Annotated in this window: 22 protein-coding genes; 7 read left to right on the plus strand and 15 right to left on the minus strand. The window is 62.3% G+C overall.

What is annotated here, in order from left to right:
* Positions 1-16: 16 nt before the first annotated feature.
* Positions 17-2,662, minus strand: coding sequence for an aminopeptidase N (pepN, locus tag NKJ01_RS12050; RefSeq protein WP_352728159.1), 2,646 nt, complete (start codon positions 2,660-2,662; stop codon positions 17-19).
* Between the two features lie 154 nt (positions 2,663-2,816).
* Between pepN and NKJ01_RS12055 the strand changes: the two genes are divergently transcribed.
* Positions 2,817-5,123, plus strand: coding sequence for a xanthine dehydrogenase family protein molybdopterin-binding subunit (locus tag NKJ01_RS12055; protein WP_352728161.1), 2,307 nt, complete (start codon positions 2,817-2,819; stop codon positions 5,121-5,123).
* Positions 5,124-5,188: 65 nt separating this feature from the next.
* Positions 5,189-6,091, plus strand: a complete 903-nt coding sequence (locus NKJ01_RS12060) for a DMT family transporter (protein WP_352728222.1) — start codon at positions 5,189-5,191, stop codon at positions 6,089-6,091.
* Here the strand turns inward: NKJ01_RS12060 and NKJ01_RS12065 are convergent, their stop codons facing one another.
* The 3 genes from NKJ01_RS12065 to NKJ01_RS12075 all read right to left on the minus strand — a co-directional run bounded on the left by NKJ01_RS12065 (position 6,092) and on the right by NKJ01_RS12075 (position 8,566).
* Positions 6,092-6,904 (minus strand): helix-turn-helix domain-containing protein, encoded by an 813-nt coding sequence (locus tag NKJ01_RS12065; protein WP_352728163.1) that lies wholly within the window; start codon positions 6,902-6,904, stop codon positions 6,092-6,094.
* A 91-nt stretch (positions 6,905-6,995) separates the two neighbouring features.
* A complete protein-coding gene (locus NKJ01_RS12070; protein ID WP_352728165.1) occupies positions 6,996-7,871 on the minus strand; it encodes a uracil-DNA glycosylase in 876 nt (291 codons plus the stop codon).
* Positions 7,872-7,921: 50 nt separating this feature from the next.
* Positions 7,922-8,566 carry a hypothetical protein gene (locus NKJ01_RS12075; protein ID WP_352728167.1) on the minus strand — a complete coding sequence of 215 codons (645 nt, stop codon included), beginning with the start codon at positions 8,564-8,566 and terminating at the stop codon, positions 7,922-7,924.
* Between the two features lie 219 nt (positions 8,567-8,785).
* Here NKJ01_RS12075 and NKJ01_RS12080 point away from each other — a divergent pair, with 219 nt between their 5' ends.
* Positions 8,786-10,465, plus strand: coding sequence for an electron transfer flavoprotein-ubiquinone oxidoreductase (locus NKJ01_RS12080; RefSeq protein ID WP_352728169.1), 1,680 nt, complete (start codon positions 8,786-8,788; stop codon positions 10,463-10,465).
* A 140-nt stretch (positions 10,466-10,605) separates the two neighbouring features.
* Positions 10,606-11,205, plus strand: coding sequence for a DUF922 domain-containing Zn-dependent protease (locus NKJ01_RS12085; RefSeq protein ID WP_352599266.1), 600 nt, complete (start codon positions 10,606-10,608; stop codon positions 11,203-11,205).
* Between the two features lie 4 nt (positions 11,206-11,209).
* On the opposite strand, the gene NKJ01_RS12090 is transcribed toward NKJ01_RS12085, so the two are convergent.
* From NKJ01_RS12090 to NKJ01_RS12110, 5 genes are all read right to left on the minus strand, one after another.
* On the minus strand, positions 11,210-12,244 hold the full coding sequence (locus NKJ01_RS12090) for an endonuclease/exonuclease/phosphatase family protein (protein WP_023760439.1): 1,035 nt from the start codon (positions 12,242-12,244) through the stop codon (positions 11,210-11,212).
* 102 nt (positions 12,245-12,346) lie between these two features.
* Complete coding sequence (locus tag NKJ01_RS12095) at positions 12,347-13,810, minus strand: AMP nucleosidase (RefSeq protein ID WP_352599262.1); 1,464 nt, start codon at positions 13,808-13,810, stop codon at positions 12,347-12,349.
* A gap of 175 nt (positions 13,811-13,985) precedes the next feature.
* The gene (locus tag NKJ01_RS12100; RefSeq protein ID WP_352599260.1) at positions 13,986-14,180 is read right to left on the minus strand and encodes a hypothetical protein; all 195 of its coding nucleotides are present in this window, start codon (positions 14,178-14,180) and stop codon (positions 13,986-13,988) included.
* 38 nt (positions 14,181-14,218) lie between these two features.
* Positions 14,219-14,377, minus strand: coding sequence for a hypothetical protein (locus NKJ01_RS12105; protein WP_168992200.1), 159 nt, complete (start codon positions 14,375-14,377; stop codon positions 14,219-14,221).
* 230 nt (positions 14,378-14,607) lie between these two features.
* The gene (locus NKJ01_RS12110) at positions 14,608-14,949 is read right to left on the minus strand and encodes a DUF2147 domain-containing protein (RefSeq protein WP_352599258.1); all 342 of its coding nucleotides are present in this window, start codon (positions 14,947-14,949) and stop codon (positions 14,608-14,610) included.
* A 452-nt stretch (positions 14,950-15,401) separates the two neighbouring features.
* On the opposite strand from NKJ01_RS12110, the gene NKJ01_RS12115 reads away from it, so the two are divergent.
* On the plus strand, positions 15,402-15,668 hold the full coding sequence (locus NKJ01_RS12115) for an SEL1-like repeat protein (RefSeq protein WP_023760434.1): 267 nt from the start codon (positions 15,402-15,404) through the stop codon (positions 15,666-15,668).
* Between the two features lie 540 nt (positions 15,669-16,208).
* A complete protein-coding gene (locus tag NKJ01_RS12120) occupies positions 16,209-17,330 on the plus strand; it encodes an ABC transporter substrate-binding protein (RefSeq protein ID WP_352599257.1) in 1,122 nt (373 codons plus the stop codon).
* 104 nt (positions 17,331-17,434) lie between these two features.
* On the opposite strand, the gene NKJ01_RS12125 is transcribed toward NKJ01_RS12120, so the two are convergent.
* The 6 genes from NKJ01_RS12125 to NKJ01_RS12150 all read right to left on the minus strand — a co-directional run bounded on the left by NKJ01_RS12125 (position 17,435) and on the right by NKJ01_RS12150 (position 24,173).
* Positions 17,435-19,417, minus strand: a complete 1,983-nt coding sequence (locus NKJ01_RS12125; protein WP_352728173.1) for an acetyl/propionyl/methylcrotonyl-CoA carboxylase subunit alpha — start codon at positions 19,415-19,417, stop codon at positions 17,435-17,437.
* Between the two features lie 376 nt (positions 19,418-19,793).
* Positions 19,794-20,324: an O-acetyl-ADP-ribose deacetylase gene (locus tag NKJ01_RS12130; protein WP_352728175.1), complete on the minus strand. Its 531-nt coding sequence runs from the start codon at positions 20,322-20,324 to the stop codon at positions 19,794-19,796.
* Position 20,325: 1 nt separating this feature from the next.
* Positions 20,326-21,933 (minus strand): carboxyl transferase domain-containing protein, encoded by a 1,608-nt coding sequence (locus tag NKJ01_RS12135; protein WP_352728177.1) that lies wholly within the window; start codon positions 21,931-21,933, stop codon positions 20,326-20,328.
* Position 21,934: 1 nt separating this feature from the next.
* Positions 21,935-23,098 (minus strand): isovaleryl-CoA dehydrogenase, encoded by a 1,164-nt coding sequence (locus NKJ01_RS12140; protein WP_352599249.1) that lies wholly within the window; start codon positions 23,096-23,098, stop codon positions 21,935-21,937.
* A gap of 66 nt (positions 23,099-23,164) precedes the next feature.
* Complete coding sequence (locus NKJ01_RS12145) at positions 23,165-23,815, minus strand: TetR/AcrR family transcriptional regulator (protein WP_352728179.1); 651 nt, start codon at positions 23,813-23,815, stop codon at positions 23,165-23,167.
* A 73-nt stretch (positions 23,816-23,888) separates the two neighbouring features.
* Positions 23,889-24,173, minus strand: coding sequence for an acylphosphatase (locus NKJ01_RS12150; protein WP_352728224.1), 285 nt, complete (start codon positions 24,171-24,173; stop codon positions 23,889-23,891).
* 159 nt (positions 24,174-24,332) lie between these two features.
* On the opposite strand from NKJ01_RS12150, the gene NKJ01_RS12155 reads away from it, so the two are divergent.
* Complete coding sequence (locus NKJ01_RS12155) at positions 24,333-25,322, plus strand: bifunctional helix-turn-helix transcriptional regulator/GNAT family N-acetyltransferase (RefSeq protein ID WP_352728181.1); 990 nt, start codon at positions 24,333-24,335, stop codon at positions 25,320-25,322.
* Positions 25,323-25,343 lie beyond the last annotated feature (21 nt).

Consider the following 25,343-nt stretch of genomic DNA (forward strand, 5'->3'; position numbering starts at 1 on the left):
TTGAAGATTTGCGCATTCACGCCAGCGTGCGCTCGACGATATCCCTCAGATCCGCCGACAGGTTATCGGCGTTGGCGATCGAAAGCAGCGCCTCCCGGGCTTTGGCCTGCCGCGAAGGTTCGAGCGAACGCCACGATCTGAGCGCCGTCGCCAGCCTTGCCGCCACCTGCGGGTTGCGCTTTTCGACCTCGAGCACTGTTTGCGAAAAGAACCGGTAGCCTTCGCCGTCGGCCCGGTGGAAGCCGGTCTGGTTGGCACTGGAGAAGGTGCCGATCAACGAGCGTACCCGGTTCGGGTTGCCCATCGAGAAGGCCGGGTGGTTGGTCAGGGCCCTCACTATGTCGACCGTTTGCGGTCCCGGGACGCTGGCCTGGATCTGGAACCATTTGTCCATGACCAGCGGGTCGGAGCCATAGATCGTCTCGAAAGCCGCGAGCGCCTTGATCGCCTCGGGCGAACCGTGGTGACGATGCGCGAGCACGGCGAGTGCGGCCGCGCGGTCGGTCATGTTGGTCGCAGACTGGAAATGCCCGGCGGCGAGGGCCGCTCCGCCCGGCTGCAGCGACAGATAATCCAGCAGGGTGTTGCGCAAGGCGCGTCGCCCGGCGCTCGCCGCGTCAGGGCTGAACGCTGCCTTGTCGGCAAGGCTGAGGTACAGGCTTGAAAAAGCGCCGCGGTTTGCGGTGCCGATCGCCAGCGCCAGCGCCTCGCGGGCCGCATAGATGGCGTCGGGGTCGATATTTCTGCCGATGTCGCGGGCAATGTCGGCTTCGCCCGGCAGTGCCAGCGCCAGCGCCCGATAGGCCGGTTCGAGCGTTTCGTCGCCGGCGATGCTGCCGGCGAGTTCGGTCAGCCGCGCCGCGAAGTCGGGCTGCTTGCCGCCGAGGATCTCGCGGAAGGCTGATATCAGCGCATCTGTCAGCAATGTGTTGAAGGCCTGCCAGCGCGAGAAGGCGTCATTGTCGTGACGGGCGAGGAAGAACTGGTCATCGGCTTTCTGCTCGACCGACAGCGTCACCGGCGCCGAAAAGCCTCGGTTGAGCGACACGGCCGGGCGTTCGGCGACGCCTGAGAACCGCACCATGTGGCGGCGCTTGCGGACATGGATGACGCCGTCCTCGATGCTGGCGCCCTCGACGCCGCTATACTCCACGGCCTTGCCGCCGGCGCCGATCAGGCCGAAGGCGAGCGGGATGTGCATCAGCCGCTTGCGGCTTTCGGAAGGCGTCGGCGGCACCGACTGCTCGATTTCGAGCGTGAATTCTTGCGCGGCCGGATTGTGCGTCGAACTGATCGTCAGGTTGGGCGTTCCTGCCTGATGATACCAGAGCGCGAACTGCGACAGGTCGCGGCCGGATGCATCTTCGAACACTTTGATGAAATCCTCGATCGTCGCCGCGTCGCCGTCGTGCCGCTCGAAATAGAGGTCCATGCCGGCGCGAAAGACCTCGGCCCCGAGAATCGTACGGATCATTCGCACAACTTCGGAGCCTTTCTCGTAGACCGTCGCCGTGTAGAAATTGTTGATCTCGCGGTAGCGGCGCGGCCGCACCGGATGCGCCAGCGGGCCCTGATCCTCGGGAAACTGGTGGGCGCGCAAGGTGCGCACCTCGGCGATGCGCTTGACCGCCCGCGAGCGCTGGTCGGCGGAGAATTCGTGGTCGCGGAAGACCGTCAGCCCTTCCTTCAGGCAAAGCTGGAACCAGTCGCGGCAAGTGATTCTGTTGCCTGTCCAATTGTGGAAATACTCATGCGCGATGATCGCCTCGATATTGGCGAAATCAGCGTCCGTCGCGGTCTCGCGATCGGCCAGCACATATTTGTCGTTGAAGATGTTAAGGCCCTTGTTCTCCATCGCGCCCATGTTGAAGTCGGACACGGCGACGATGTTGAAGACGTCGAGATCGTATTCCCGTCCGAACGCCTCCTCGTCCCATTTCATCGACCGCTTCAGGGCGTCCATCGCGTAGCCGGCCAGCTTCTCCTTGCCGGGCTCGACATAGATGCCGAGCTCGACCGCGCGGCCGGACAGGGTGACGAAACTGTCGGCGAGCTGGCCGAGATTGCCGGCCACCAGCGCGAACAGGTAGGACGGCTTGGGGAAAGGATCGTGCCATCTGGCATAGTGCCAGCCGTCGCCGAGATCGCCTCTGTCGAGCGGGTTGCCGTTGGACAGAAGCAGTGGCGCCTCGTCACGCAGCGCTTCGATCCGCACGGTGTAGACGGACAGGATGTCGGGGCGATCGAGGAAATAGGTGATGCGGCGAAAGCCTTCGGCCTCGCACTGCGTGCAGTAGACATTGCTCGAGCGGTAGAGGCCCATCAGGGCTTCATTGCCGGCCGGCGCCAGCTCGGTCTCAATCAGCAACTGGAAGCGATGCGCGGCCGGCGGCTTGAGAATGGTCAGCTGATCTGGGCTCGCCAGCAGATCCGCCGGTTTCACCTTCTTGCCGTCGATCTCGATGCGCTTGAGCGTCAGGCCGTCACCGTCGAGCACCAACGGAGCCGACGCGGATACGCCGTCACGTCGCTCGACGGTAAGCAAGGCGGTGACGCGCGTTGCGTCTGGCGAAAGGCGGAAGGTGAGGTTGGTTTGCGGAATGAGGTAGTCGTTGGGGCGATAGTCTTCGAGCTTGAAGACCTGGCCGGTGTCCGTGCGCATTCCGTGGCTTTCCTGTCGATTGCGTTGGCGGCGGATTGTGTCCGCTGGCCAAGAAATTTGAAGTCCGCGCTCTTTACACGAAACGGCCCCTCGACAAAACTAAGGCAATGCCTATTTCAGGCGTTCTTCTCCCGTCATCATCACGAGGCAACTCATGACCGTCGTCACACCGAAATTCGGCATGGGCGCATCCGTGCTGCGGCGCGAGGATGCCGCCTTCATCCAGGGGCAGGGCCGCTATACCGACGATATCCAGCCGGCTGGGGTCCTGCATGGCTATGTCTTGCGCTCACCGGTCGCCAAGGCCAGCTTCACCATCGGTTCGACCGAGGCCGCGAAGACGGCGCCTGGTGTGCATCTGGTGCTGACCGGCAAGGATCTTGCTCATCTGGGAGATCTCAGGTCCGGCGTCATGCAGGAACAGCCGGACGGCACCAGGGCGCCGACGCGCGACATCCCGATCCTGTGCCGCGACCGGGTCCACTATGTCGGTGATGCCGTTGCCTTTGTTGTCGCCGAGAGTCGCGCCTTGGCGCAGGACGCCGCGGAGCTGATCGATGTCGACTATGACAGCGAAGACGCGGCTTCCGGGACGGCAGCGGCGCTTGCCGAAGGCGCGCCGCTGGTCTGGCCGGAACTCGGTTCCAACCGCGCCTTCAGCTACCACATGGGTGACAAGAAAAAGACCGACGCGGCTTTCGCCAAGGCCGCCCATGTCACGCGCATCGAATTCGTCAACAACCGGCTGGTCTGCAACTACATGGAGCCGCGCTCGGCAATCGGCGAGTGGAACGTGGAGGAGAACCGCTTCGTGCTGACCACGGGGTCGCAGGGCGTGCATTCCATGCAGTACATTCTGGCCGGCCTGTTCAAAATCAAGAAGAATCAACTGCGCGTCATCACACCGGATGTCGGCGGCGGTTTCGGGCCGAAGACCTTCGTCTACCGCGAATATCCGCTGGTGCTGGAGGCGGCAAAGCGGCTTGGCCACCCGGTCAAATGGGCCGGCGACCGCACCGAACACTTCCTGACCGATGCGCAAGGGCGCGACAATGTCGTGACGGCCGAGATGGCGCTGGACAAGGATGGCCGATTCCTCGGCATGAAGGTGGACCTGCTCGCCAACATCGGCGCCTATATCTCGCAATACGGCCCGTTCATTCCCTATATCGGCGTCACCATGTCGACAGGCGTCTATGATATCCAGGCGCTCGACGTCTCGGTCACCGGCCTCTACACCAACACCTGCCCGGTCGACGCCTATCGCGGTGCCGGCAGACCGGAGGCAGCGTTCCTGCTGGAAAAGCTGGTCGATGCCTGCGCCCATGATCTCGACCTGCCCGTCGAGGAGATCCGCCGCCGCAATTTCATTCGGCCGGAACAGTTTCCCTACCGCACCCAAACCGGTCGCCTCTACGACACCGGTGAATTCGAAGGCCATATGGAGCGTGCCATCGAACGCTCCGAATGGAAAGCGTTCCCGGCGCGGCTGGCGCAGTCGAAAGCCGGCGGCAAGATCCGCGGCCTCGGCATGGCGACCTATATCGAGGCTTGCGCTTTCCCCGGATCGGAACCGGCCTTCGTCGAACTCAACGGCGACGGCACGGTGACGCTGAAAATCGGAACCCAGACCAACGGGCAGGGGCACGCCACTGCCTATGCGCAGTTCCTGTCGGAAAAGCTCAATCTCGACATCGACAAGATCCATGTCCGCCAGGGTGACACCGACGAGCTGAAGGCTGGCGGCGGCACCGGCGGCTCGCGCTCCGTTCCGCTCGGCGGCGTGTCGGCATCGCGGGCCGGCGAAGACCTGGCCAACAAGATCAAGCGCATCGCTGCCGATGAGCTGGAAGCCTCGGCCGGCGACATCGAGCTGTCTGATGGCGCTGCCCGCATCGTCGGCACCGATCGCTCGATCGATTTTTCCACCATCGCCAAGGCCGCCAAGACGCCTGATGATCTCAAAGGCTTTGGCGAGTTCGTGCAGGACGAATGCACCTACCCGAACGGTACCCATATCTGCGAGGTCGAGATCGACCCGGATACCGGCGCCACCGAGATCGTCCGCTACACCATTGTCGACGATTTCGGCGTCACCGTGAATCCGATCCTGCTCGCCGGCCAGGTGCATGGCGGTGTCGTGCAAGGCATCGGCCAGGCACTGATCGAAGACACGATCTACAGCGAGGACGGACAGCTTTTGACGGCGAGCTTCATGGACTACGCCATGCCGCGCGCCGACAATTTCCCGTTCTTCCATTTCGAGACCCGCAACGTGCCTTCGACCACCAATGCGCTCGGCATCAAGGGGGCAGGCGAGGCCGGCACCATCGGCTCGACCCCGGCCGCACTCAACGCGGTGACCGACGCGCTCTGGCGCGCGTATGGCGTCAGGCACATCGACATGCCGGCAACGCCGGCGCGCATCTGGGCAACCATCCGCGAAGCTGTGGGAGCGTGAAAGCCGGCCACGGCAGCCCCACAGTCAGCGACCATGCTGGCGGGCACAACACGCTCACCGGCATCATGCTCAAGATCGTGTCGGTGGCCGTCTTCGTCGGCATGCAGACCTGCATCAAGGCCGCAGGCACCGTTCCAGCGGGCCAGATCGTCTTCTTCCGTTCTTTCTTCGCTATCTTCCCGATTATCGCGTTTTTGGCTTTCAAGGGAAAACTCGGCACTGCCTTCACCACCAAGCGCCCGCTCAACCACATCGCCCGCGGCCTTGTCGGCGTCGGCGCCATGGGGCTCGGCTTTTTCGCGCTGACCCGGCTGCCGCTGCCGGAGGCGATCACGCTGAACTACGCGCAGCCGCTGCTGGTGGTGGTATTCAGCTCGATCTTTCTCGGTGAAACCATCCGCGTCTATCGCTGGAGCGCGGTCGCGGTCGGTCTGGTCGGCGTGCTGACCATCTCGTGGCCGGAATTGACACTGCTCAGTTCCGACCAGGCGCTCGACGACCAGGAGGTGCTTGGCGTCATTGCCGCCCTTGTCGCCGCGGCGATCTCGGCGGTCGCCATGCTGTTGGTGCGCAATCTCGTGCAAAGCGAACGCACCGCGACCATCGTGCTGTGGTTTTCGGTGACGGCGAGCGTCATGTCGCTCTTGTCGCTGCCGTTCGGTTGGCGGATGCTGACACCGCTCCAGGCGGCTCTTCTGGTTGCCGCCGGCTTCTGCGGTGGCCTCGGCCAGATTCTGATGACGGCAGCCTATCGCCATGCCGAGGCCTCGGTGGTGGCGCCGTTCGAATATAGCTCGATGATCCTTGGCCTGGTTGTCGGCTATCTCGTCTTCGGCGACGTTGCCACGGCTCACATGCTTGTCGGCGGCCTAATCGTTGTTGCCGCCGGGATATTCATCATCTGGCGCGAGCGCCAGCTTGGCCTGGAGCGCACTCGCACCCGCAAGGCGTCTTTGCCAGAAGGCTGATTACGACCGTTCTGCCCGCTCCTTCGCCAAGCGTACCAGAACCGTCCTCGTCTGATCATCGGCCGGGAAAAACGATTCGATCGCCAGTTCCGACAATGTCACGTCGAGCGGCGTGCCGAACACCGTGATGGTGCTGATGAACGACAGCACTTGATCGCCGTGCGCAAGCCGCAGCGGGTGCACGATGGCGTTCGGCTCGACCGGCGCCGGCCGGCTGCCTTTCAAGCCGGACGGGTAGCTGCGCAGTTCGCGCTCTAGCTCGACCAGCACCGGGTCGCCGCTGGCATCATTCTGGTGTTTGAGGCGCTCGAGCAGATGCGTCCGCCATTCCTGGAGATTGACGATGCGCGGTGCGATGCCGCCGGGGTGCAGGCTGAGGCGAAGCACGTTGACTGGCGGCTTGAGCAGCGACGGCTCGCTGACATCGGCTAGGAACGGAGCGATAGCGGCATTGGCCGAAACCAGGTTCCAGTGGCGGTCGACAGCGAGTGCCGGGAATGGCTCATGCCCCTTCAGCACGATCTCGACCGCCGCCATCGCCGGCGCCAATGTCTTGTCGGTCAGCGAGCGCTCGCCGAAGCTCGGCGCAAAGCCGGCGGCGAGCAGCAACTGGTTGCGCTGCCGGAGCGGGATCGAAAGCTGTTCGGCCAGATGCAGCACCATATCGCGCGAGGGCGCGGCGCGGCCGCTTTCGACGAAGCTCAAATGCCGCTGTGAGATCTCGGCCTCCATGGCGAGTTCGAGCTGTGACATTCGTCGGCGCGTCCGCCATTCGCGAATGAGGCTGCCGGCGGAATTTTGGGCTGATGTCATGGAGGCATGGTTAGAGCGGCGGACAGCGCATTTCAATTACCTGCGAGGTTATGGTCCTGTCCTTCTCCCACAAGGGAGGGCCGCCAAGCGTCTAGCCAATCGCCCGCAGTTTCGCCTTCACCTCAAGCAAATCCCGCCACGCCAGCTTCTTGTGCGACGGCGTTCGCAGCAGATACGCGGGATGCAGCGTTGGCATGGCGGGAATGGCGACGCCGGATGCCGTCGTGTGGACGCGCCAGTTGCCGCGCAGGCGCAGGATGCCTTCGCTGGTGTTGAGCAAGGTCTTGGCCGACGGACCGCCGAGGTTGATCAGCACTTTCGGATTGACCAGTTCGATCTGCCGCTCGATGAATGGCCGGCAGATCTCGGTTTCGTGCGGCGTCGGCGTGCGATTGCCCGGCGGCCGCCACGGAATAACGTTAGCGATGTAGACCGAGGTCCGGTCGAGCCCAATCGCCGCCAGCATGCGGTCGAGCAGCCGACCCGAGCGGCCGACGAAGGGCACGCCCTCGATGTCCTCGTCGCGCCCCGGCGCCTCGCCAACCAGCATCACGGCGGCTTCCGGGTTGCCGTCGGCGAACACAAGGTTCTTGGCCGTGGCTTTGAGATTGCAGCCGTCGAACGCCGCCATGTGCTGGCGAAGCTCGTCCAGGGTCGTTGCCGTCGTTGCCAACTGGCGGGCCAGCGCCGCCTGCGCTTCGTCGGGAACCGTCGCCGACGGTGCGCGTGCAACGGGTGGTGCATTTGCCCTGTCGATGGCTTCGGGGCGAGACACGGTCGTTGAACGCTGCTGCGCGGCGGTATTGCCCGAGGGCGTCGCCGTCGGCGCACGCTCCATCGGCTTTGGCACGATCTCGGCGAACCGGTTCACCGGCTGGTCTTCAAGCGGCTCGTCGACGCCCACGCTGGCATAAAAGGCCAGCAGGTCGGCAACGTCTGGTCTGTTATGTGAGGAAGCGGCAGTCATGCCGGCACATTCGCCCCCATGACGGCAATTTGCAAGGCTGGCTGCTTGTTCTACCCGGTCGGTATGCGTGGATCCTGCACCAGATAGAAGGTCCAGCGCGGCGTATAGTCGGTCATCAGGAATTCGAATCTGGCGGTCTTCAGCGGGTCGACCTTGCCATTCCGGAACAGCAGTCGGTCATAGGGTTCGAAATCGCGGTCGAAATCGGCGAAATTGCTCGACCAGATGTTATCGGGCGTCTTGTTGCGCTGGTCGAACGAAAGTCCGTCGCCGAACACGCTCGGCTGATTCAGCATCTCCTGCAGCTCGAACTGGAATTCGATCCAGGCCTGGCCGCTGTTGTTGAGCACGTCGATGCGCATATACATGATGCCATTGGCGAATGCGCCGGCCGGGCCGAAAGCCTGGATCGGCTTTGTCGTGCGGATGGTCAGGGTCACCGGCGTTGACGAATTCAGCTCTTCGGTGATGACCAGCGGATCGTCTCTCGTTCCAACGCCTGAAGCGCCGGTGATGTGGAAGCCGCCAAGCTCGTCGGAGAAGGAGTAGGCACCTGCCGCCCATACTTTCACTTCGTCCGCTGCGGCATGGCGCGGGGCCAGCACCAGAGGGGCCAAAAGGAGCGCCCCGCAGACACGGCCGGGCGTGAAAAGAAAGCGCATCGATGAAAAGCCGGCTGGCTCAGGAAAGCGCATGGTTTGAAGTATGGCCGATAAGCAAGGCGTCGAACAATTAAAAACGTGGGCGCGCTGCGCCTCGACGGGGCAAAACAGCCGCCCAGCACCGCAATGCGCGACTTTTTGGCCAAAACGGCATTGTCACGTTTGCGCCGGTTTCCTGTCGCCGATTGATGCGCTATGCAGCGCAGGAGCCAGCAAGATGCCCGAATGGGATAAGCCAGTGCGGAGGGGTTGATGAGCGACATCGAACGCGAAAGCATGGAATTCGACGTGGTCATCGTCGGCGCCGGCCCGGCCGGCCTTGCCGCCGCCATCCGCCTCAAGCAGGTCAATCCCGAACTCTCGGTCGTCGTCCTGGAAAAGGGCGGCGAGGTCGGCGCCCATATACTCTCCGGCGCTGTCGTCGATCCGATCGGCATCGACCGGCTCTTGCCGGGCTGGCGCGACGAGGATGGGCATCCCTTCAAGACGCCGGTCACAGACGACCATTTCCTCGTTCTGGGCCCGGCAGGCTCGTTTCGTCTGCCCAACATCCTGATGCCGCCGCTGATGAACAATCACGGCAACTTCATCGTCTCGCTCGGCGATGTCTGCCGATGGCTGGCTGGTAAGGCCGAGGCGCTCGGCGTCGAGATCTATCCCGGCTTCGCCGCGGCGGGCCTGCTCTACAATGACGCCGGCGCCGTTACCGGCGTGGTGACAGGCGACATGGGCGTCGAGAAGGACGGCACGCATGGTCCGGGTTTCGCGCCGGGCATGGCGCTGATGGGCAAATATGTGCTGATCGGCGAAGGCGCGCGCGGCTCGCTCGCCAAGCAGCTGATCGCCAAATACAAGCTTTCCGATGGCCGCGAGCCCGGCAAATACGGCATCGGCCTCAAGGAACTCTGGCAGGTCAAGCCAGAGAACCACAGGCCGGGCCTGGTCCAGCATTCGTTCGGCTGGCCGCTCGACATGAAGACAGGTGGCGGCTCTTTCCTCTACCATCTGGAGGACAACCAGGTGGCGGTCGGCTTCGTCCTCCACCTCAACTACAAGAACCCCTGGCTGTCGCCGTTCGACGAATTCCAGCGCTTCAAGACCCATCCGGCAATCAGGGGCACCTTCGAGGGCGCCAAGCGCCTGGGTTACGGCGCGCGCGCCATCACCGAGGGTGGCTGGCAGTCAGTGCCGAAACTTTCCTTCCCCGGTGGCGCGCTGATGGGCTGCGCGGCAGGCTTCGTCAACGTGCCGCGCATCAAGGGCTCCCACAACGCGGTCCTTTCGGGAATGCTGGCGGCCGAGCATGTCGCCGAGGCGATCGGCGCCGGCCGTGCCAATGACGAGCTTTCCTCCTACGAGGCTGCATGGCGGGACACCGACATCGGCAAGGACCTGAAGAAGGTGCGCAACGTCAAGCCGCTCTGGTCGCGCTTCGGCACCATCATTGGCGTCAGCCTTGGTGGCCTCGACATGTGGCTGAACACGCTGTTCGGCTTCTCGCCCTTCGGCACGCTGAAGCATGGCAAGGCCGACTATGCCACGCTCGAGCCGGCCGCCAAGCACGAGAAGATCGCCTATCCGAAGCCGGATGGCGTGCTGACCTTCGACCGCCTGTCCTCGGTGTTCCTGTCAAACACCAATCACGAGGAAAACGAGCCGGTCCATCTGCTTGTCGGCGACATGGACCTGCAGAAGCGCTCCGAGCATGATGTCTTTGCCGGACCCTCGACACGCTATTGTCCAGCCAGCGTCTACGAATGGGTCGACAAGGACGGCAATGCCGCCGCCGATCCCGCGGCAAAAGACGTGCGCTTCGTCATCAACGCGCAGAACTGCGTCCACTGCAAAACATGCGACATCAAGGACCCGAACCAGAACATCAACTGGGTGCCGCCCCAAGGCGGCGAAGGTCCGGTCTACCAAGGTATGTAAGCTACGCGCTGGCTGGACCGTCTCGCCGGCCGCACGCAAAATGCCGGTCATGGCCGGGGTTGCCGGGCATGTGAAATATTAGAACTGTTGAAACTGCCGCGCGCTTGTGGTTCCATCCCCTGACGACAGGGAGATGGCCAATGCGCTTGGCGGTTTTAGTATGCCTTGTGGTGATCGGCGCTGTGTGCGGTTCGGCTTCGATGGCCTCGGCTGGCACCAGGGTGCTGATCAAGACGCGGACCTATGACATCACCGGGAACACTGGCCTGGCGCTGATGAAGGCGATGGACCGCAAGGGGCCGAAGCACGGCTTCATGACGCATGCCATCGCCCAGACGGGCTACACCGTGGATTGGAACCTTGACGCCGGCCAGGACAATGGCTTGTGCCGCCTGCGGCGGGCCGACGGCACGCTCAATCTGTTTTACACGTTTCCGCATCTCGCCTCGGCCACCGCGCCGGCGCTCCAGAAGCACTGGTCGCGGTTCTTCGCCGGCGTCCGCGCTCACGAAGAAACCCATGGTCGCATCGCCAGGGAAATGATGCGGGCCATCGAAACATCCATCTCCGGCCTCAGGATTGCCGACGACCCGTCCTGCTCCAAGACACGTCGCGAGGCGCAGCGGCGCATCAAGGCTACCTATGCCGCGTATGAGGTAAAGCAGATCGCCTTCGACGCCCGCGAGCATCGCGACGGTGGCCATGTCGAGCATCTGATCACCGCTTTGATCAAGCCTTGATCTCTTAACCTGGCGTCCTGCCGGTCTGGACTATCGCTGCGGTCGCGGTTTCATGATCATCGACCGGCTTCTGTTGTGCCCCCCTGAGCGAGAACTCCACCATTACCGGCAGGTGATCCGAGCCAGTGTCCTCCAGCCGTGTTGCGGAATGGATGGTCAGCCCGCCCTTGCTGAAAACCTGGTCGATCGGCAGGCCGGCGAAGCGCCGCACGAAGTCCGGCAGCCTGATTTGGATCCAGGTCGGTCCGGCGGACGGCATGACGGTCAGGCCGCCGAGCGAGGCGACGCGCCGGACGGCAGCACTCCACGGCACGGCGTTGCAGTCGCCCGCCATGATGGCTGTCTCGCCGAGCGCGGAGAGCGATTCAGCAAGTTCGCCGATCTGCCAGTACTGCTCGCGTGGCCACGGCCAGCTGAGATGGATAGCGGCGACATCCACGTCAATGCCGCCGAAGTCGACGGTCGCTGTCGCCATGGCGCCGCGCCGTTCGCAACGCGCCTCGGTGCCGGCGGCAAAGGGCCGCCGCGAGATCAGTGCGACGCCGAATATCCCGTTGGGATAAGGACAGAGGATCCGGTATGGATATGCACTGCTGATATAGCCAAACTCGGTTGTCCACATCGCCGACACCTCGTCGAGGGTGATCACGTCGGGATTGGTCCGGCCGATCAGCGACAGCACCTTCTTCGGCGTCGGATTGTTGTAGCGCAGGTTCATCTGCAGCAACTTATAGATCGCACGATCTTCGACCTTGGCTTCATAGGCAGCCTGAACCGGCCATAGACTGGGCAATGTATTCAAGGTCGTGGCAAAGGCCGCCACGGCAAAAAGCAGTGCCACGGCCGCTTGCAGGCGAAATGTCGTGGCCAGCAGCGGCAGTGCGCAAAGCGCCATCAACACGGCAAGGTGGACACGGAAATGCGAGAAAGAATCGAAGGCCGGATGCAAGGTACCCAAGAACCCGGCGACCAGCGCAACCGAGAACATCATCAGCGCGATAAATGCCAGTGATGCCGCCATGTGTCGACTGCGTCTCATCGGGTCAGGTCCGCGCGGATTGTCGGAAAATACCGGCCTGGTTATCGGCAGAAATGCGGCCCAATCAAGATGATGAGATGCTCGGGCAGCGCACAGATCGTCCTATTGGAACGCGGTCTCCGAAAAACTTCTCAGTTTGCGCGAATGCAGTCGATCCATCGGCATTTCCGCAAGCTTTTCCATCGCCCTGATGCCGATGGTCAGATGCTGCGCCACCTGGCGCTTGTAGAATTCGGTCGCCATGCCGGGCAGCTTCAACTCGCCATGCAATGGCTTGTCCGAAACGCACAGCAGCGTGCCGTAGGGAACGCGGAAACGGAAGCCGTTGGCGGCGATGGTCGCAGATTCCATGTCGAGCGCGATCGCCCGCGACTGCGACAGGCGCTGCACCGGGCCGCGCTGGTCGCGCAGTTCCCAGTTTCGGTTGTCGATGGTGGCGACGGTGCCTGTGCGCATGATGCGCTTCAAGTCGTAGCCGGACAGGCCGGTGACTTCGGCGACGGCTTCCTGCAACGCCACCTGGATCTCGGCCAGCGGCGGGATCGGGACCCAGACCGGAAGATCGTCGTCGAGGACGTGGTCCTCGCGTACATAGGCGTGCGCCAACACATAATCGCCCAAAGCCTGGGTATTGCGCAGCCCGGCGCAGTGACCGAGCATCACCCAGGCATGCGGCCTCAGCACGGCGATGTGGTCGGTAATCGTTTTGGCGTTGGAAGGCCCGACGCCGATATTGACCATGGTGATGCCGCCATGGTTCGGCTTCTTCAGGTGATAGGCCGGCATCTGCGGCAGGCGAGGCGGCGCGACCCCGAGACCGGGCGCGCTTTGTCCGGCCAAGGTGATGACATTGCCCGGCTCGACGAATTCGGTATATCCGCCGCCTCCATCGGCCATCAGGTCGCGAGCGCGGGCAACGAATTCGTCGATGTAGAATTGGTAGTTGGTGAACAGCACGAAATTCTGGAAATGCTGTGGCGTGGTCGCCGTATAGTGCGACAGGCGATGCAGCGAATAGTCGATGCGCTGCGCCGTGAAGGGCGCCAACGGCCTCGGTTCGCCCAAGGCCACTTCGAAAGTCCCGTTGGCGATCTGGTCGTCGGTACCGTCGAGATCCGGCACGTCGAACAGGTCGCGGATCGGCCGCTTGATGCGTTCGGCCGCCGCGCCGTCGACATGGGTGCCTTCGAGAAAGGCGAAATGCAGCGGGATCGGCGTGGTCGATTCCGACACCGAGACCGCAACGCCATGATTGCGCATGATCAGACGCAACTGCTCGACAAGGTAGCTTTCGAACAGGGCGGGCTGGGTAATGGTGGTCGAAAAATGCCCAGGCGTCGGCATATGGCCATACGCCTGACGCGAGTCGATCTGGGTGAACGAGGTGGTGGTGACGCCGATCTCCGGGTAGAAGGCCCGGTAGCGCTTGCCATTGTCGCCGCCCGCCGCCGCCAGTTCAGCAAAGGAGTCGCGCAGGAACTTGGTGTTGCGGTCGTAAAGCAGCCGAAGTGCCGCGACGGCCTTTTCGGCGCGATCAAAGCTTTGCCGGCCAAAAGGCTCCGGCATGACGACAGATTCGATGGCCTGAGGGTAGATTCGCTTTTCCATGACTCAATATAGAGATTTGGATCGGCACTTGGGAGGGGTGTCGCGACCGAAGGCGGCTTAAGGGTCGTTTTTCTTTCCGCTGCATGTCGCCCCAAAGAGCGCAGCGATTTTGGGCGACATGCACGAAACGCGCTTATCCGCGCTGCAGGCTGACCAGGAGCACAAAGCCGATCCCGGACTTCTTCAAAGCCGGCGCTTCGATCGTCGAGCCGGCATCGGCGCGCATCATCGGCACGGCCAGAACCGGAGCGGCCAGAACCGCCAGGATAAGCGCCGCCCGCGGCAGAAGCCGAAGGATCTTTAGTGCGGTGGCGGCGATGCGGTTCATGGTGTTTCAGCTTTTCTTTTTGAGGTCTGGCTCTTTGTTTAGTTGCGAAGGTGGGTGGGGCAGGCGAGGCGGCAGGTTCTGGAACTGGCTTCGTCCCATGCGCGGGCCGGACGACCCGCTTCAGCGACGAGGATGGCGAAGAACATTCCAAACAGGCTCATCAGCAGGCAGACGATGGTGAAGCGGCGAGCAAGCATTGGTCGGGTCTCCTTCAACACGCCGGAGAATGCCCTGATGCAACTGAACCGGCCCTGATGCCGGCGTTCATCTGCGGTTCAAACTGATTGGCGGGCTTTTGGCGTCGACGGCGCCTGTTTCGGCAGGATGCCGAGGTTAGGGCGTTGCGCCGCGACAAACGAAAACGGAGCCCGTCAGAGCCCCGTCTTCATGTCACAAGGATATATATATATATATATATGTAGGTCGATCAGAGCTTGTGCCAGGTCTGGCTTTTGCAGATCAGTCCGCCGAGCACGCAGCCGCTCATCTTGAGCGAGCTGCCCGAAAGGGTCGCCTTGCCCGAATAGGTTCTGTCGTTTGCCGGATCGGTGATGTTACCGGCATATTTGTTGTCGCCAGCCGCCTTGAGCGAGCCGATTGTTTTTCCGGCATACTTGCCGGACTTGAGCGTGATGGAAAACGAGCCGCCGCCAACGATGGCCGCGGTGTCGCCGGCCTGCGTCTTCCAATCACCCTCGATCGGATCGGCCGATGCCGCACCCGCCACGATCAATGTGGCCGCAAGAGCCAGGCTCACTTTTCGAAACATGTCTTCCTCCCTTTGGATGTCCGACCGGATGCTCCGCCCCTCGCCGGTCTGCCGCTTACGCTAACGTAAGCTAATCCAGCTCCTGGCAAAACAAAAGCGGTGCCGCTGCGGAAGACTTTCGGATTCTTGAAGGCGTCCGAATGCGTCCCATCGGCGAGAAAATGAAATGACCGGCGCAGCGCCTTTGTCTCCCGTGGTTAGCAAAGTCTTGACTTGGCAGCGGAGGATTTTTGTCAAATTTGACGCAAGCTCGCTGAATTGCTGGCTTTGTATCCTTAACGAATTTCCGCGTTTACCTCTTGTTTTAGCTTTGTTTTCCTCAAATTAAGCACGCCATTTAACGACGGATTCAAGCCTGCACGGCATTCTCGAAAGCATCGGAAGAGCAGCCGCAAGCACGAAAGAAGGCAGCTCTCAGGAGCCTGACAGGGGCCGGAAAACAGGGGATTGAAATGGCACGTTTTGAAATGCTTGAAGCAGGTTTCGGCGCCATGGGGGCAACTGCCCAGGCCGACATTCTTTTCGAACTGGGCATGATGTATGCGACCGGCCGCGATTGCGAGACCGATGTCGTTGCCGCCCACAAATGGTTCAACATTGCCGCGATCAAGGGCTCGGTCCGCGCCGCGGAACTGCGTTCCGAACTGTCGGCAGCAATGTCGAAGGTCGAGATCGCCAAGGCGCTTCGCGAAGCCCGCGAATGGATGACCATCCACTAAGATCTGCCTACAGACCTATCGAAGACAGGGAAGCTCCGGGATCAAGACCGCACAGACGGCCAGACCCCCGCACGACAGAAGGCCGCGCAAGACGGTCGATGACCTCCAGGAAAAGTGTGAAGCGGGTTTCCGTCCGGAATCGCGTCAAAACAAAGAGTTAGAGCGGTTCGCCGTTTCCGTGAGACGGTGAAATGCCCAATGTGAAATCCGGTTCTCTCCGACAAACGGAAACCGTTTGCCCCGGGATCATGCTCTGAACAAGGAGAACGCGGCAGGCCGCAAGGTCCAGTCGCGCACGACACGGGGAGGGCGAGCGGGATTTTTAGGCGCGGGGCGCTCGGGAACAGCTCGACAGGCAAAAGCCGCGACCGGCCGGAACAAGGCCGGCGCGGCTTTTGCCCTGTTTGCCGCGGCGCGTTGCAGGCCCAATCGAGTGCCGCCAATGCGCCTAGACAGGTCCAAGGAAGGGTGAAATTGTCCCGGCTCTCTGGAAGAAGTGCGGCCGGAACGGCCGCGCGTGAGTGGAGGAGTTCTACTGCAATGAAAAAATTGGGTATTTTGAACGCGGCCATTTTCGGCCTGATGATGAGCACGCCGGTCGCATTCGCCGACGACATCACTTTTGCGGTGGTCGGCCCGATGACCGGACAACTCGCCACCATCGGCGATCAGTTCAAGCAGGGCGCGCAGGCCGCTGCTGACGCGATCAACGCAACGGGTGGTGTCGAGGGCCGCCAGATCAAGCTGAGTATCGAAGATGACCAGTGCGATCCCAAGCAGGCAGTGTCGGTCGCCAACCGCATCGTCGCCGACGGCGTCAAATTCATCGACGGCCATGCTTGCTCGGGTTCCAGCATTCCGGCCTCGGCGGTCTATGCCGAAGCCGGCGCTCTGATGATGACCCCGGCTTCTTCCAATCCGGTGCTGACCGACGCGGCGGCCAAGGCCGGCTGGCCGACGATCATGCGGCTTTATACGCGTGACGATGCGCAGGGCGCCTTCATCGGCCCATGGATCGCCAAGAAGTTTGCCGGCAAGAACGTCGTCGTCCTGCATGACAAGAGTGCCTACGGACAGGGCGTGGCTGACGCCGTCAAGGCAACGATGAATGCCGGCGGCCTCAAGGAAGTCTATTATGACGGCATCAACGCTGGCGAGAAGGACTATTCGGCTCTCGTCACCAAGCTCAAGGACTTGAAAGCAGACGTTGTTTATTTCGGCGGCTATCATCCTGAGGCTGGTCTGATCCTGCGTCAGTCGGCGGAACAGAACCTGAAGTTCCAGTTGATCATGCCGGACTCCATCGCTTCGCCGGAATTCTGGCAGGTTGCCGGCCCGGCAGGCGAGGGCACCATGTTCGTGTTCCCGTCGGATCCGCAGGCAAAGCCGGAAGCCAAGGCCGCCGTCGAGAAGATCAAGGCGGGCGGCTTCGTGCCGGAGGGCTTCACGCTGTTCTCCTATGCCGTGATCCAGGCCTTCGCCGAGGGCGTCAAGCGCGCCGGCAGCGACGATCCGGCGAAGGTTGCCGAAGCGTTGAAGAATGGCACGCCCGTCAGCACCGTCGTCGGCAATGTCACCTTCGACGAAAAGGGCGACCTCAAGAATGCCAGCTACGACATCAACCAGTGGCATAATGGAAAGTACGCACCGATCGCCCAGTAACCGATCGCCCAGTAATCGTCGCCCTTGCGACTGGATAGGATAGCGAAATGGTCGGGGCTACTCCCGGCCATTTTCTCGTTTGCGCCCTCGACGGCTTTCGGCTGTCAGATCGCTACCGCGCTCGGGGCGTTGTGCTCCTCCACGAACCGCACCAGCACCGTCCCGTCGGTGACCTGCGCGCCCTCTGTCGCGATCTCGGCGATCACGCCATCATGTGGCGCGGCGATGGTGTGCTCCATCTTCATCGCCTCTAGGATAAGCAGTGGTTGGCCCTTGATCACCGCATCGCCTCTTGTCACCCGCACCAGCTTGACCAGCCCCGGCATCGGCGCGCGCAAGCTGCCCACACCTGCGGCTGCCTCATCGGCGCGCGCCAGCGGGTCCGGCACGGCGAAGGTGTAGCCAACGGCGCCTTCGAACACGGTGATGTGGCCTGGCCAGCGGGCGATGCGCGGTGAAGCGCGAAAATCATACGAATTTGTACTGTCATGGGGTGCGGTCAGCGCCACCTGGAACCGTCCATCCGGCCGCACCGAAACCCCTGCCTCGATATCGTCATCGCCGAATTTCAGCCGTATGCGCCGCGCCACATTGTGGAAATGCGCATAGCCGGCAAGCGACGACCACGGATCGTCGGATGGCGGCGACGCTCCGGCGCCTGAAGCTGCGACAGCCGCGGCGGCAATGGTTTCTCCGCCCGGTGGCGGGACGATCGTCAATGTCTCCTGGTGCCTGCCGATCAGGCCAGTGTCGACGTCGCCTGTGCAAAAATCCGGATCGGCGGCCAGAGCGGCGAGAAAGGCGGTATTGACGGTGGAGCCGGCGATCTCGGTTCGAGACAGCGCCGCACCAAGCGCTTCCAGTGCCGTCTGCCGGTCCTTCGCATGGACGACAAGCTTGGCGATCATTGGATCGTAATAGGGCGAGATCGCATCACCCGCCCGCACGCCGGTCTCGATTCGCACCGTGGCGCCTTCGGGCGCTGCATCCGGAAATTTCAGGTGATGCAGCGTGCCAGTCGCCGGCAGGAAGCCCTTTGCCGCATCCTCGGCATAGATCCGCGCTTCGAAGGCATGACCGGTCAGCGCGATCTCGCTTTGTGTCTTCGGCAGCTTTTCGCCCGATGCGACCCGCAACTGCCACTCGACCAGATCGGTGCCGGTAACCATTTCAGTGACGGGGTGCTCGACCTGCAGGCGGGTGTTCATTTCCATGAACCAGAAGCGGTCGGCTTTCAGCCCCTGCGAGGCATCGACGATGAACTCGATGGTGCCGGCGCCGGAATAATTGATCGCCTTGGCGGCTTTGACCGCCGCATCCGTCATCGCCTTGCGCAAAGCCGGTGTCATGCCGGGGGCGGGCGCCTCCTCGATCACCTTCTGATGGCGGCGCTGCGCCGAGCAGTCGCGCTCGTAAAGATGCACGACATTGCCAAGACTATCGCCGAACACCTGCACTTCGATGTGGCGCGGCTTGTCGACATATTTTTCGACCAGCACGCGGTCGTCGCCGAAGGCGGCTTTCGCCTCGCGCCGTGCGCTGGACAACGCTTCGGAAAACTCATCGGGATGCTCGACCCTCCGCATACCCTTGCCGCCGCCGCCGGCGCGCGCCTTGATCAGCACGGGATAGCCGATCTCGCGCGCCTTGGAGGCAAGCAGCACGATCTCCTGCGCCTCGCCATGGTAGCCCGGCACCACCGGCACGCCGGCCTTTTCCATTAGCCGCTTGGCGGCATCCTTCAGCCCCATGGCACGGATCGAGGTTGCCGACGGGCCGATGAAGATGAGCCCCGCCGCTACCACCTGGTCGACGAAATCGGGGTTTTCGGACAGGAAGCCGTAGCCGGGATGAATGGCTTCAGCGCCCGTCGAAAGGGCAGCCGCGATGATCTTGTCGCCGCGCAGATAGCTTTCGCCGACAGGCGAGGCGCCGATATGAAGGGCCTCGTCGGCCATCTCGACATGCAGGGATTTCGCGTCGGCGTCCGAATAGGCGGCAACAGTGCGCACGCCCATCGTCTGTGCCGTGCGGATGACACGGCAAGCGATCTCGCCCCGATTGGCGATCAGGATCTTGGTGAACATCGAGCCTCCCTGGACAGAGTTTGCTTGAAGCGACGCAGGCGCTCCGTCGCGCCCCCCTCTGTCCTGCCAAGATGTCCGGCAGGACAGAGGGGGGCGCTGTCCCTCCAACCTATCCGTTCAGACGTTCGCCCAATACCGTAGAGCACTCCCTTACCAAGGGAGTGCTCTACCTGGCGGTCGGTTGTACCTATTTGGACGCGGCGATCTCGCATGTAAGTATCGAGGCGGCCGTCCTCCGGAAATATTTCAGTTTCATTCCCGCCTTGTGCCCATTGCACTAAGCACGACGAGCAGTAGCGAATATTTTTCCTTGCCGCCAGTTCAATGGTGGAGGTTCCAGCTTGCCTATGCTGATGAATCGATTGCGCCATACAGTTCAACCTTCTCGAAGGGCAGCAACGGCATGCCGGTATAGTTCAGCCGTTTGCTCGTCGAAGCAGCAGAAAATGACGATTTCCGGTCTGCTTGTCTCGTTCAGGAATGCGTTGATAGTGCTGACGGCGATCCGCGTCGCCTCGTCTTTCGGGTAGCGGTAAATACCGGTCGAGATCGCTGGAAATGCGACCGAGCGGCAGTCATTGGCGGCGGCGAGTTCGAGCGACCTGATATAGCAGGAAGCCAGCAACTCGGCTTCGCCCTTGCCGCCGCCCTGCCAGACGGGGCCGACTGTATGGATGATGTGTCGAGCCGGCAGTTTGTAACCCCTGGTGATCTTCGCGTCGCCGACCTTGCATCCGTTCAGCATCCGACATTCGAACTCAAGCTCGCGGCCTGCGGCGCGGTGGATGGCGCCATCGACCCCGCCACCGCCGAGAAGCGACGTGTTGGCGGCATTGACGATGGCGTCGACATCCAGTTTCGTGATGTCGCCGGTGTGGATGCGGATCCTGTCCAGCGCCTTGCTCATCTCACATCCTGAACACGCCGAAGCGCGTTTCCTCGATCTCGGCGTTGAGCGCGGCTGACAGGCTGAGTGCCAGCACGTCGCGCGTCTTCGCCGGGTCGATGATGCCGTCGTCCCAGAGGCGAGCGGACGAGTAGAGCGGATGGCCCTCATGCTCGTATTTCATCAGGATCGGCTTCTTGAATTTCGCCTCTTCCTCGGCGATCCATTCCCCGCCCTTGCGCTCGATGCCCTCGCGCTTGACCATGGCGAGCACGGTTGCCGCCTGTTCGCCGCCCATCACAGAGATGCGCGCATTCGGCCACATCCACAGGAAGCGCGGTGAAAAGGCGCGGCCGCACATGCCGTAATTGCCGGCGCCGAACGAACCGCCGATGATGATCGTCACCTTCGGCACCCTGGCGGTGGCAACCGCCATCACCAGCTTGGCGCCGTCCTTGGCGATGCCGCCCGCCTCGTATTTCCTGCCGACCATGAAGCCGGTGATGTTCTGCAGGAAGACAAGCGGTATCCTGCGCTGGCAGCACAGTTCGATGAAATGCGCGCCCTTCAGCGCGCTTTCCGAAAACAGCACGCCATTGTTGGCGATGATGCCGACCGGCATGCCATGCAGGTGGGCAAAGCCGGTGATCAGCGTGGTGCCGTAGTTCTGCTTGAACTCATCGAAGTCGGAACCGTCGACGATGCGCGCGATCACCTCGCGCACATCATAGGGCTGGCGCAGGTCGGTCGGCACGATGCCATAGAGTTCATCCGCCGGATGAAGCGGCGGAATCGACTTCTGTAAGTTCAGGCTTACAGTCTTGTTCCGATTCAGGTTTTTGACGATGCGCCGGCAGATGGCGAGTGCATGGTCGTCGTCCAGCGCATAGTGGTCGGCAACGCCGGAAAGCCGCGTGTGCACATCGGCGCCGCCGAGATCCTCGGCGCTGACGTCCTCGCCGGTGGCCGCCTTCACCAGCGGCGGGCCGCCGAGGAAGATGGTCGCCTGGTTGCGCACCATGATCGTCTCGTCGGACATCGCCGGAACATAGGCGCCCCCCGCCGTGCAGGACCCCATGACGCAGGCGATTTGCGGGATACCCGCCGCCGACATGTTGGCCTGGTTGTAGAAGATGCGGCCGAAATGTTCGCGGTCGGGAAACACCTCGTCCTGGTTGGGCAGATTGGCGCCGCCGCTGTCGACCAGATAGATGCAAGGCAAATTGTTCTGCAGCGCGATCTCCTGAGCCCGCAGATGCTTCTTCACCGTCAGCGGATAATATGTGCCGCCCTTCACCGTGGCGTCGTTAACGACGACCATCACCTCGGTGCCCTCGACGCGGCCGATGCCCGCGATCATGCCGGCCGAAGAAATCTCCTCGCCATACATCGACCATGCCGCGAACTGGCCGATCTCGAGGAACGGCGAGCCGGTGTCGAGCAATTGCGCGAGGCGCTCGCGCGGCAGCAGCTTGCCGCGGGAGACATGGCGCTCACGCGCTTCCTCCGAGCCGCCACGCTCGACGGTGGCGGCTTTTTCCGCGATGTCGGCGACCAAGGTTCGCATGCGCTCGGCATTGGCTCGGAAGGTCTCAGAGGCGGGCGAAATCTGGGTTTGAAGTGCTGCCATATTATACCCCCTCCGCCATGATTTCCCGCCCGACCAGCCAGCGGCGGATTTCGCTGGTGCCGGCGCCGATCTCGTAGAGCTTGGCGTCGCGTAACAGGCGGCCGGTTGGATAGTCGTTGATATAGCCATTGCCGCCAAGCAGCTGTATGGCGTCCAGCGCCATCAGTGTCGCCTTCTCGGCGGCAAACAGCACGCAGCCGGCGGCATCCTTGCGCGTCGTCTGGCCGCGATCGCAAGCGGCGGCGACGGCATAGACGTAGGCGCGTGCGGCGTTCATCGTCGTGTACATGTCGGCAAGTTTACCCTGCACCAGCTGGAACTCGCCGATCGCCTGGCCGAACTGCTTGCGCTCATGCACATAGGGGATGGCCACGTCGAGGCACGCCGCCATCAGGCCGATCGGGCCGCCGGCAAGCACGGTGCGCTCATAGTCGAGGCCCGACATTAGCACCTCGACACCGCGGCCTTCCTCGTGCAGCACGTTGTCGAACGGCACTTCGACATCTGAAAAAACCAGCTCGCCGGTGTTGGAGCCCCTCATGCCGAGCTTGTCGAGCTTTTGCGCCACGGAAAAGCCAGCCATCGTGTTCTCGACGATGAAGGCGGTGATGCCGTGTGATTTCAGCTCCGGATCGGTCTTGGCGTAGACGACCAGCGTCTGGGCGTCCGGCCCGTTGGTGATCCACATCTTGGTGCCGTTGAGCACGTAGCGATCATTGCGCTTTTCGGCGCGCAGCTTGAGCGACACGACATCCGAACCAGCGCCGGATTCCGACATCGCCAGCGCGCCGACGCGTTCGCCCGAACACAGCGGCGGCAAGAACTTTTCCTTCTGCGCCGGTGTCGCCCAGCGGTTGATCTGGTTGACGCAGAGATTGGAATGGGCGCCGTAGGAGAGGCCGACCGATGCCGAGGCGCGCGAGATTTCCTCGACGGCGATCACATGCGCGAGATAGCCCATGCCGCTGCCGCCGAAATCGGGGTCGGCCGTGATGCCGAGCAGGCCAAGCGCGCCGAGTTCGCCCCACAGATGCGCCGGGAATTCATTCGAACGATCGATATCGGCGGCGATCGGTGCGATCCTGTCCTGGGCGAAGCGCCGAACCATATCGCGCAGCGCCTCGATCTCCTCGTCATGCCCGAAGCTGAGCGTGTTCGTGTACATGTTTTCCCTCCCTGCCGCATGACCCCGAAAATCGACTTCGATTTTGGGAAGGGATCATGCGCGAAATTAAAGTGCTACAGCGTCCTTCGCGCGTCCAAAGGGACGCGCGGCGCTGTAGGCGTCGATCGTCGCGCCGACGAGCCGCATGGTCATCGACAGATATGTCGCCGTCACTTCAGCGATCGACAGCCGTTCGCCCGGCCGAAACCAGACGATGACGCCGGTCATCATCTGGATCAGCGCCATGGCCGTCAGCCCGGTGTCGTCGATGCTGAAGGCGCCCGCCTCGGCGCCGTCGCGCAGAATTGTGCGTAGCTCCTTTTCATAGGCTGTCCGCATGCGCAGGATCTGCGTCAGCCGTTCGGGCGACAGGCTGCGCAATTCCATGTTCGACACATGCGTGGCGTGCCGACGCTCGATATGAAAGGCGATGTGGTTTTCGACAAAGGCTGACAGCCGCTGCGCGGGATCCGCACCGATAGGGCGGGCTGCTTCCCACGCGCCTGTAAGACCTTCCATGTGTTCGCGCATCAGCGTGAACAGAAGCTCTTCCTTGGTTGGAAAATAGCGGTAGAGCGCGGCAGCCTGGACGCCGACTTCGGCGGCAAGCTGGCGCATCGACATCGCCTCGTAGCCGAAACGCGCAATCAGATTGACGGCCGCCTCGCGGATGGCTGCTTCGGTCTTTTCACCATCGGATCCAGTCGTGCGTGCCATTGTCGGCCTCGTTTACGAGGCAATAATAAAACGAACGTTCAATTAATTCAAGGGCGCTGAATCAAATCCGCCATCATACAACAATCCTGAACTCGACAAATGTGTTCCCGGGTGCCAACTCCTCGACGTCGACCCTGGAAACCAAAGCTCCGGACGGCCCTTTCCACAGTCGTTCGATCATTGTCGAGACCGCCTCGTCGAGACCAGCAATCCGGGTCGTTACGGAACCGTCAGCTTCGTTGCGAATCCAGCCAGCAAGACCGAGGCTTATGGCCTCGTCCCGGGCCCAGATTCTGAATCCGACGCCTTGAACATTGCCGTAGACGCGCGCCCGCACTTCCCTGCCAGGACCAGCCATGACGATCTCCAAGCCTATCTCCTTGGAATCTGGCGCACTGCGCCGGGAAGGCAACCTGAGCATAGCGCATGACAGCTGTGCTCCCTTGCCTTCGAAATTTAATTGACTCAGTCCACTAATTTTTGAAAAATGCGGCTGTCCGTTGGGAGTTGGACGCAAATGTTGGACGAACGAAAGGCTCTGGTGGCCGATATCAGGCGCTTCAATCGCTTCTACACGCGCACCGTCGGTCTTCTCGACGAGACGCTGACACAAAGCGCATTCACGTTGACGGAGGCGCGCGTACTTTTCGAACTCGGCCACCTTAATCGTCCGGCGGTTTCTGAAGCCGCTGGGGAGCGGGGCTTTCTTGCCAAGGCTTTCCATCTGGAGATGGGCCCAACGGCTTCCGATATTGCCAGGCAACTGCGGGTCGATGCAGCGTATCTGACACGAATTCTGCGCAAATTCGCCAGTGGGGGACTGACCGAGACGCGGACCGATCCGGCCGACAAACGCCGGCGGATTCTGTCGCTCACGGCAAGAGGCGAGGCGGCCCTTTCGGAGCTCCAGGCTGCGGCGGATCGCGATACGGCACGGCTCATCGAGAATTTGCCTGACCGCAGGTTGCAGGAACTGGGTGGCGCCTTGCGCAAGGCCAGGGAATTGCTGGGCGATGCCTGTGAGAGCAGCGAGGTGACGCTGCGGCCGCACCGCATCGGCGACGTCGGCTGGGTCGTGCAGCGGCAGGCCCGGCTCTATGCCGAGGAATATGGCTGGAACATCGAATTCGAGGCCATGCTTGCCGAGATTGGCGCCGATTTCATCCGCAATTTCGTGCCCGGCCGCGATTTCTGCTGGATCGCCGAGCGTGGCGAGGAGCCAGTTGGTGCGGTGTTCCTTGTTCATCAGGACGACGAGGTGGCAAAGCTGCGGCTGCTGCATGTCGAGGCGCCTGCGCGCGGCCTGGGTATCGGCAAACGCCTGGTCGCGGAATGCGTGAACCAGGCCCGCGCCTGCGGCTATAGCAATCTGGTGCTGTGGACCAACGACGTCCTCGTGGCGGCGCGTGCGATTTACGAGCGCGCCGGCTTCAGGCTGGTCTCGCAGCAGCCTCACCACAGTTTCGGCAAGGATCTGACCGGCCAGACCTGGGAACTGGATTTGTAAGCGCGCCCTGTGATTGCGCTT

The organism is Mesorhizobium sp. M0276 (genome assembly GCF_040321755.1).
Lineage (GTDB): Bacteria > Pseudomonadota > Alphaproteobacteria > Rhizobiales > Rhizobiaceae > Mesorhizobium.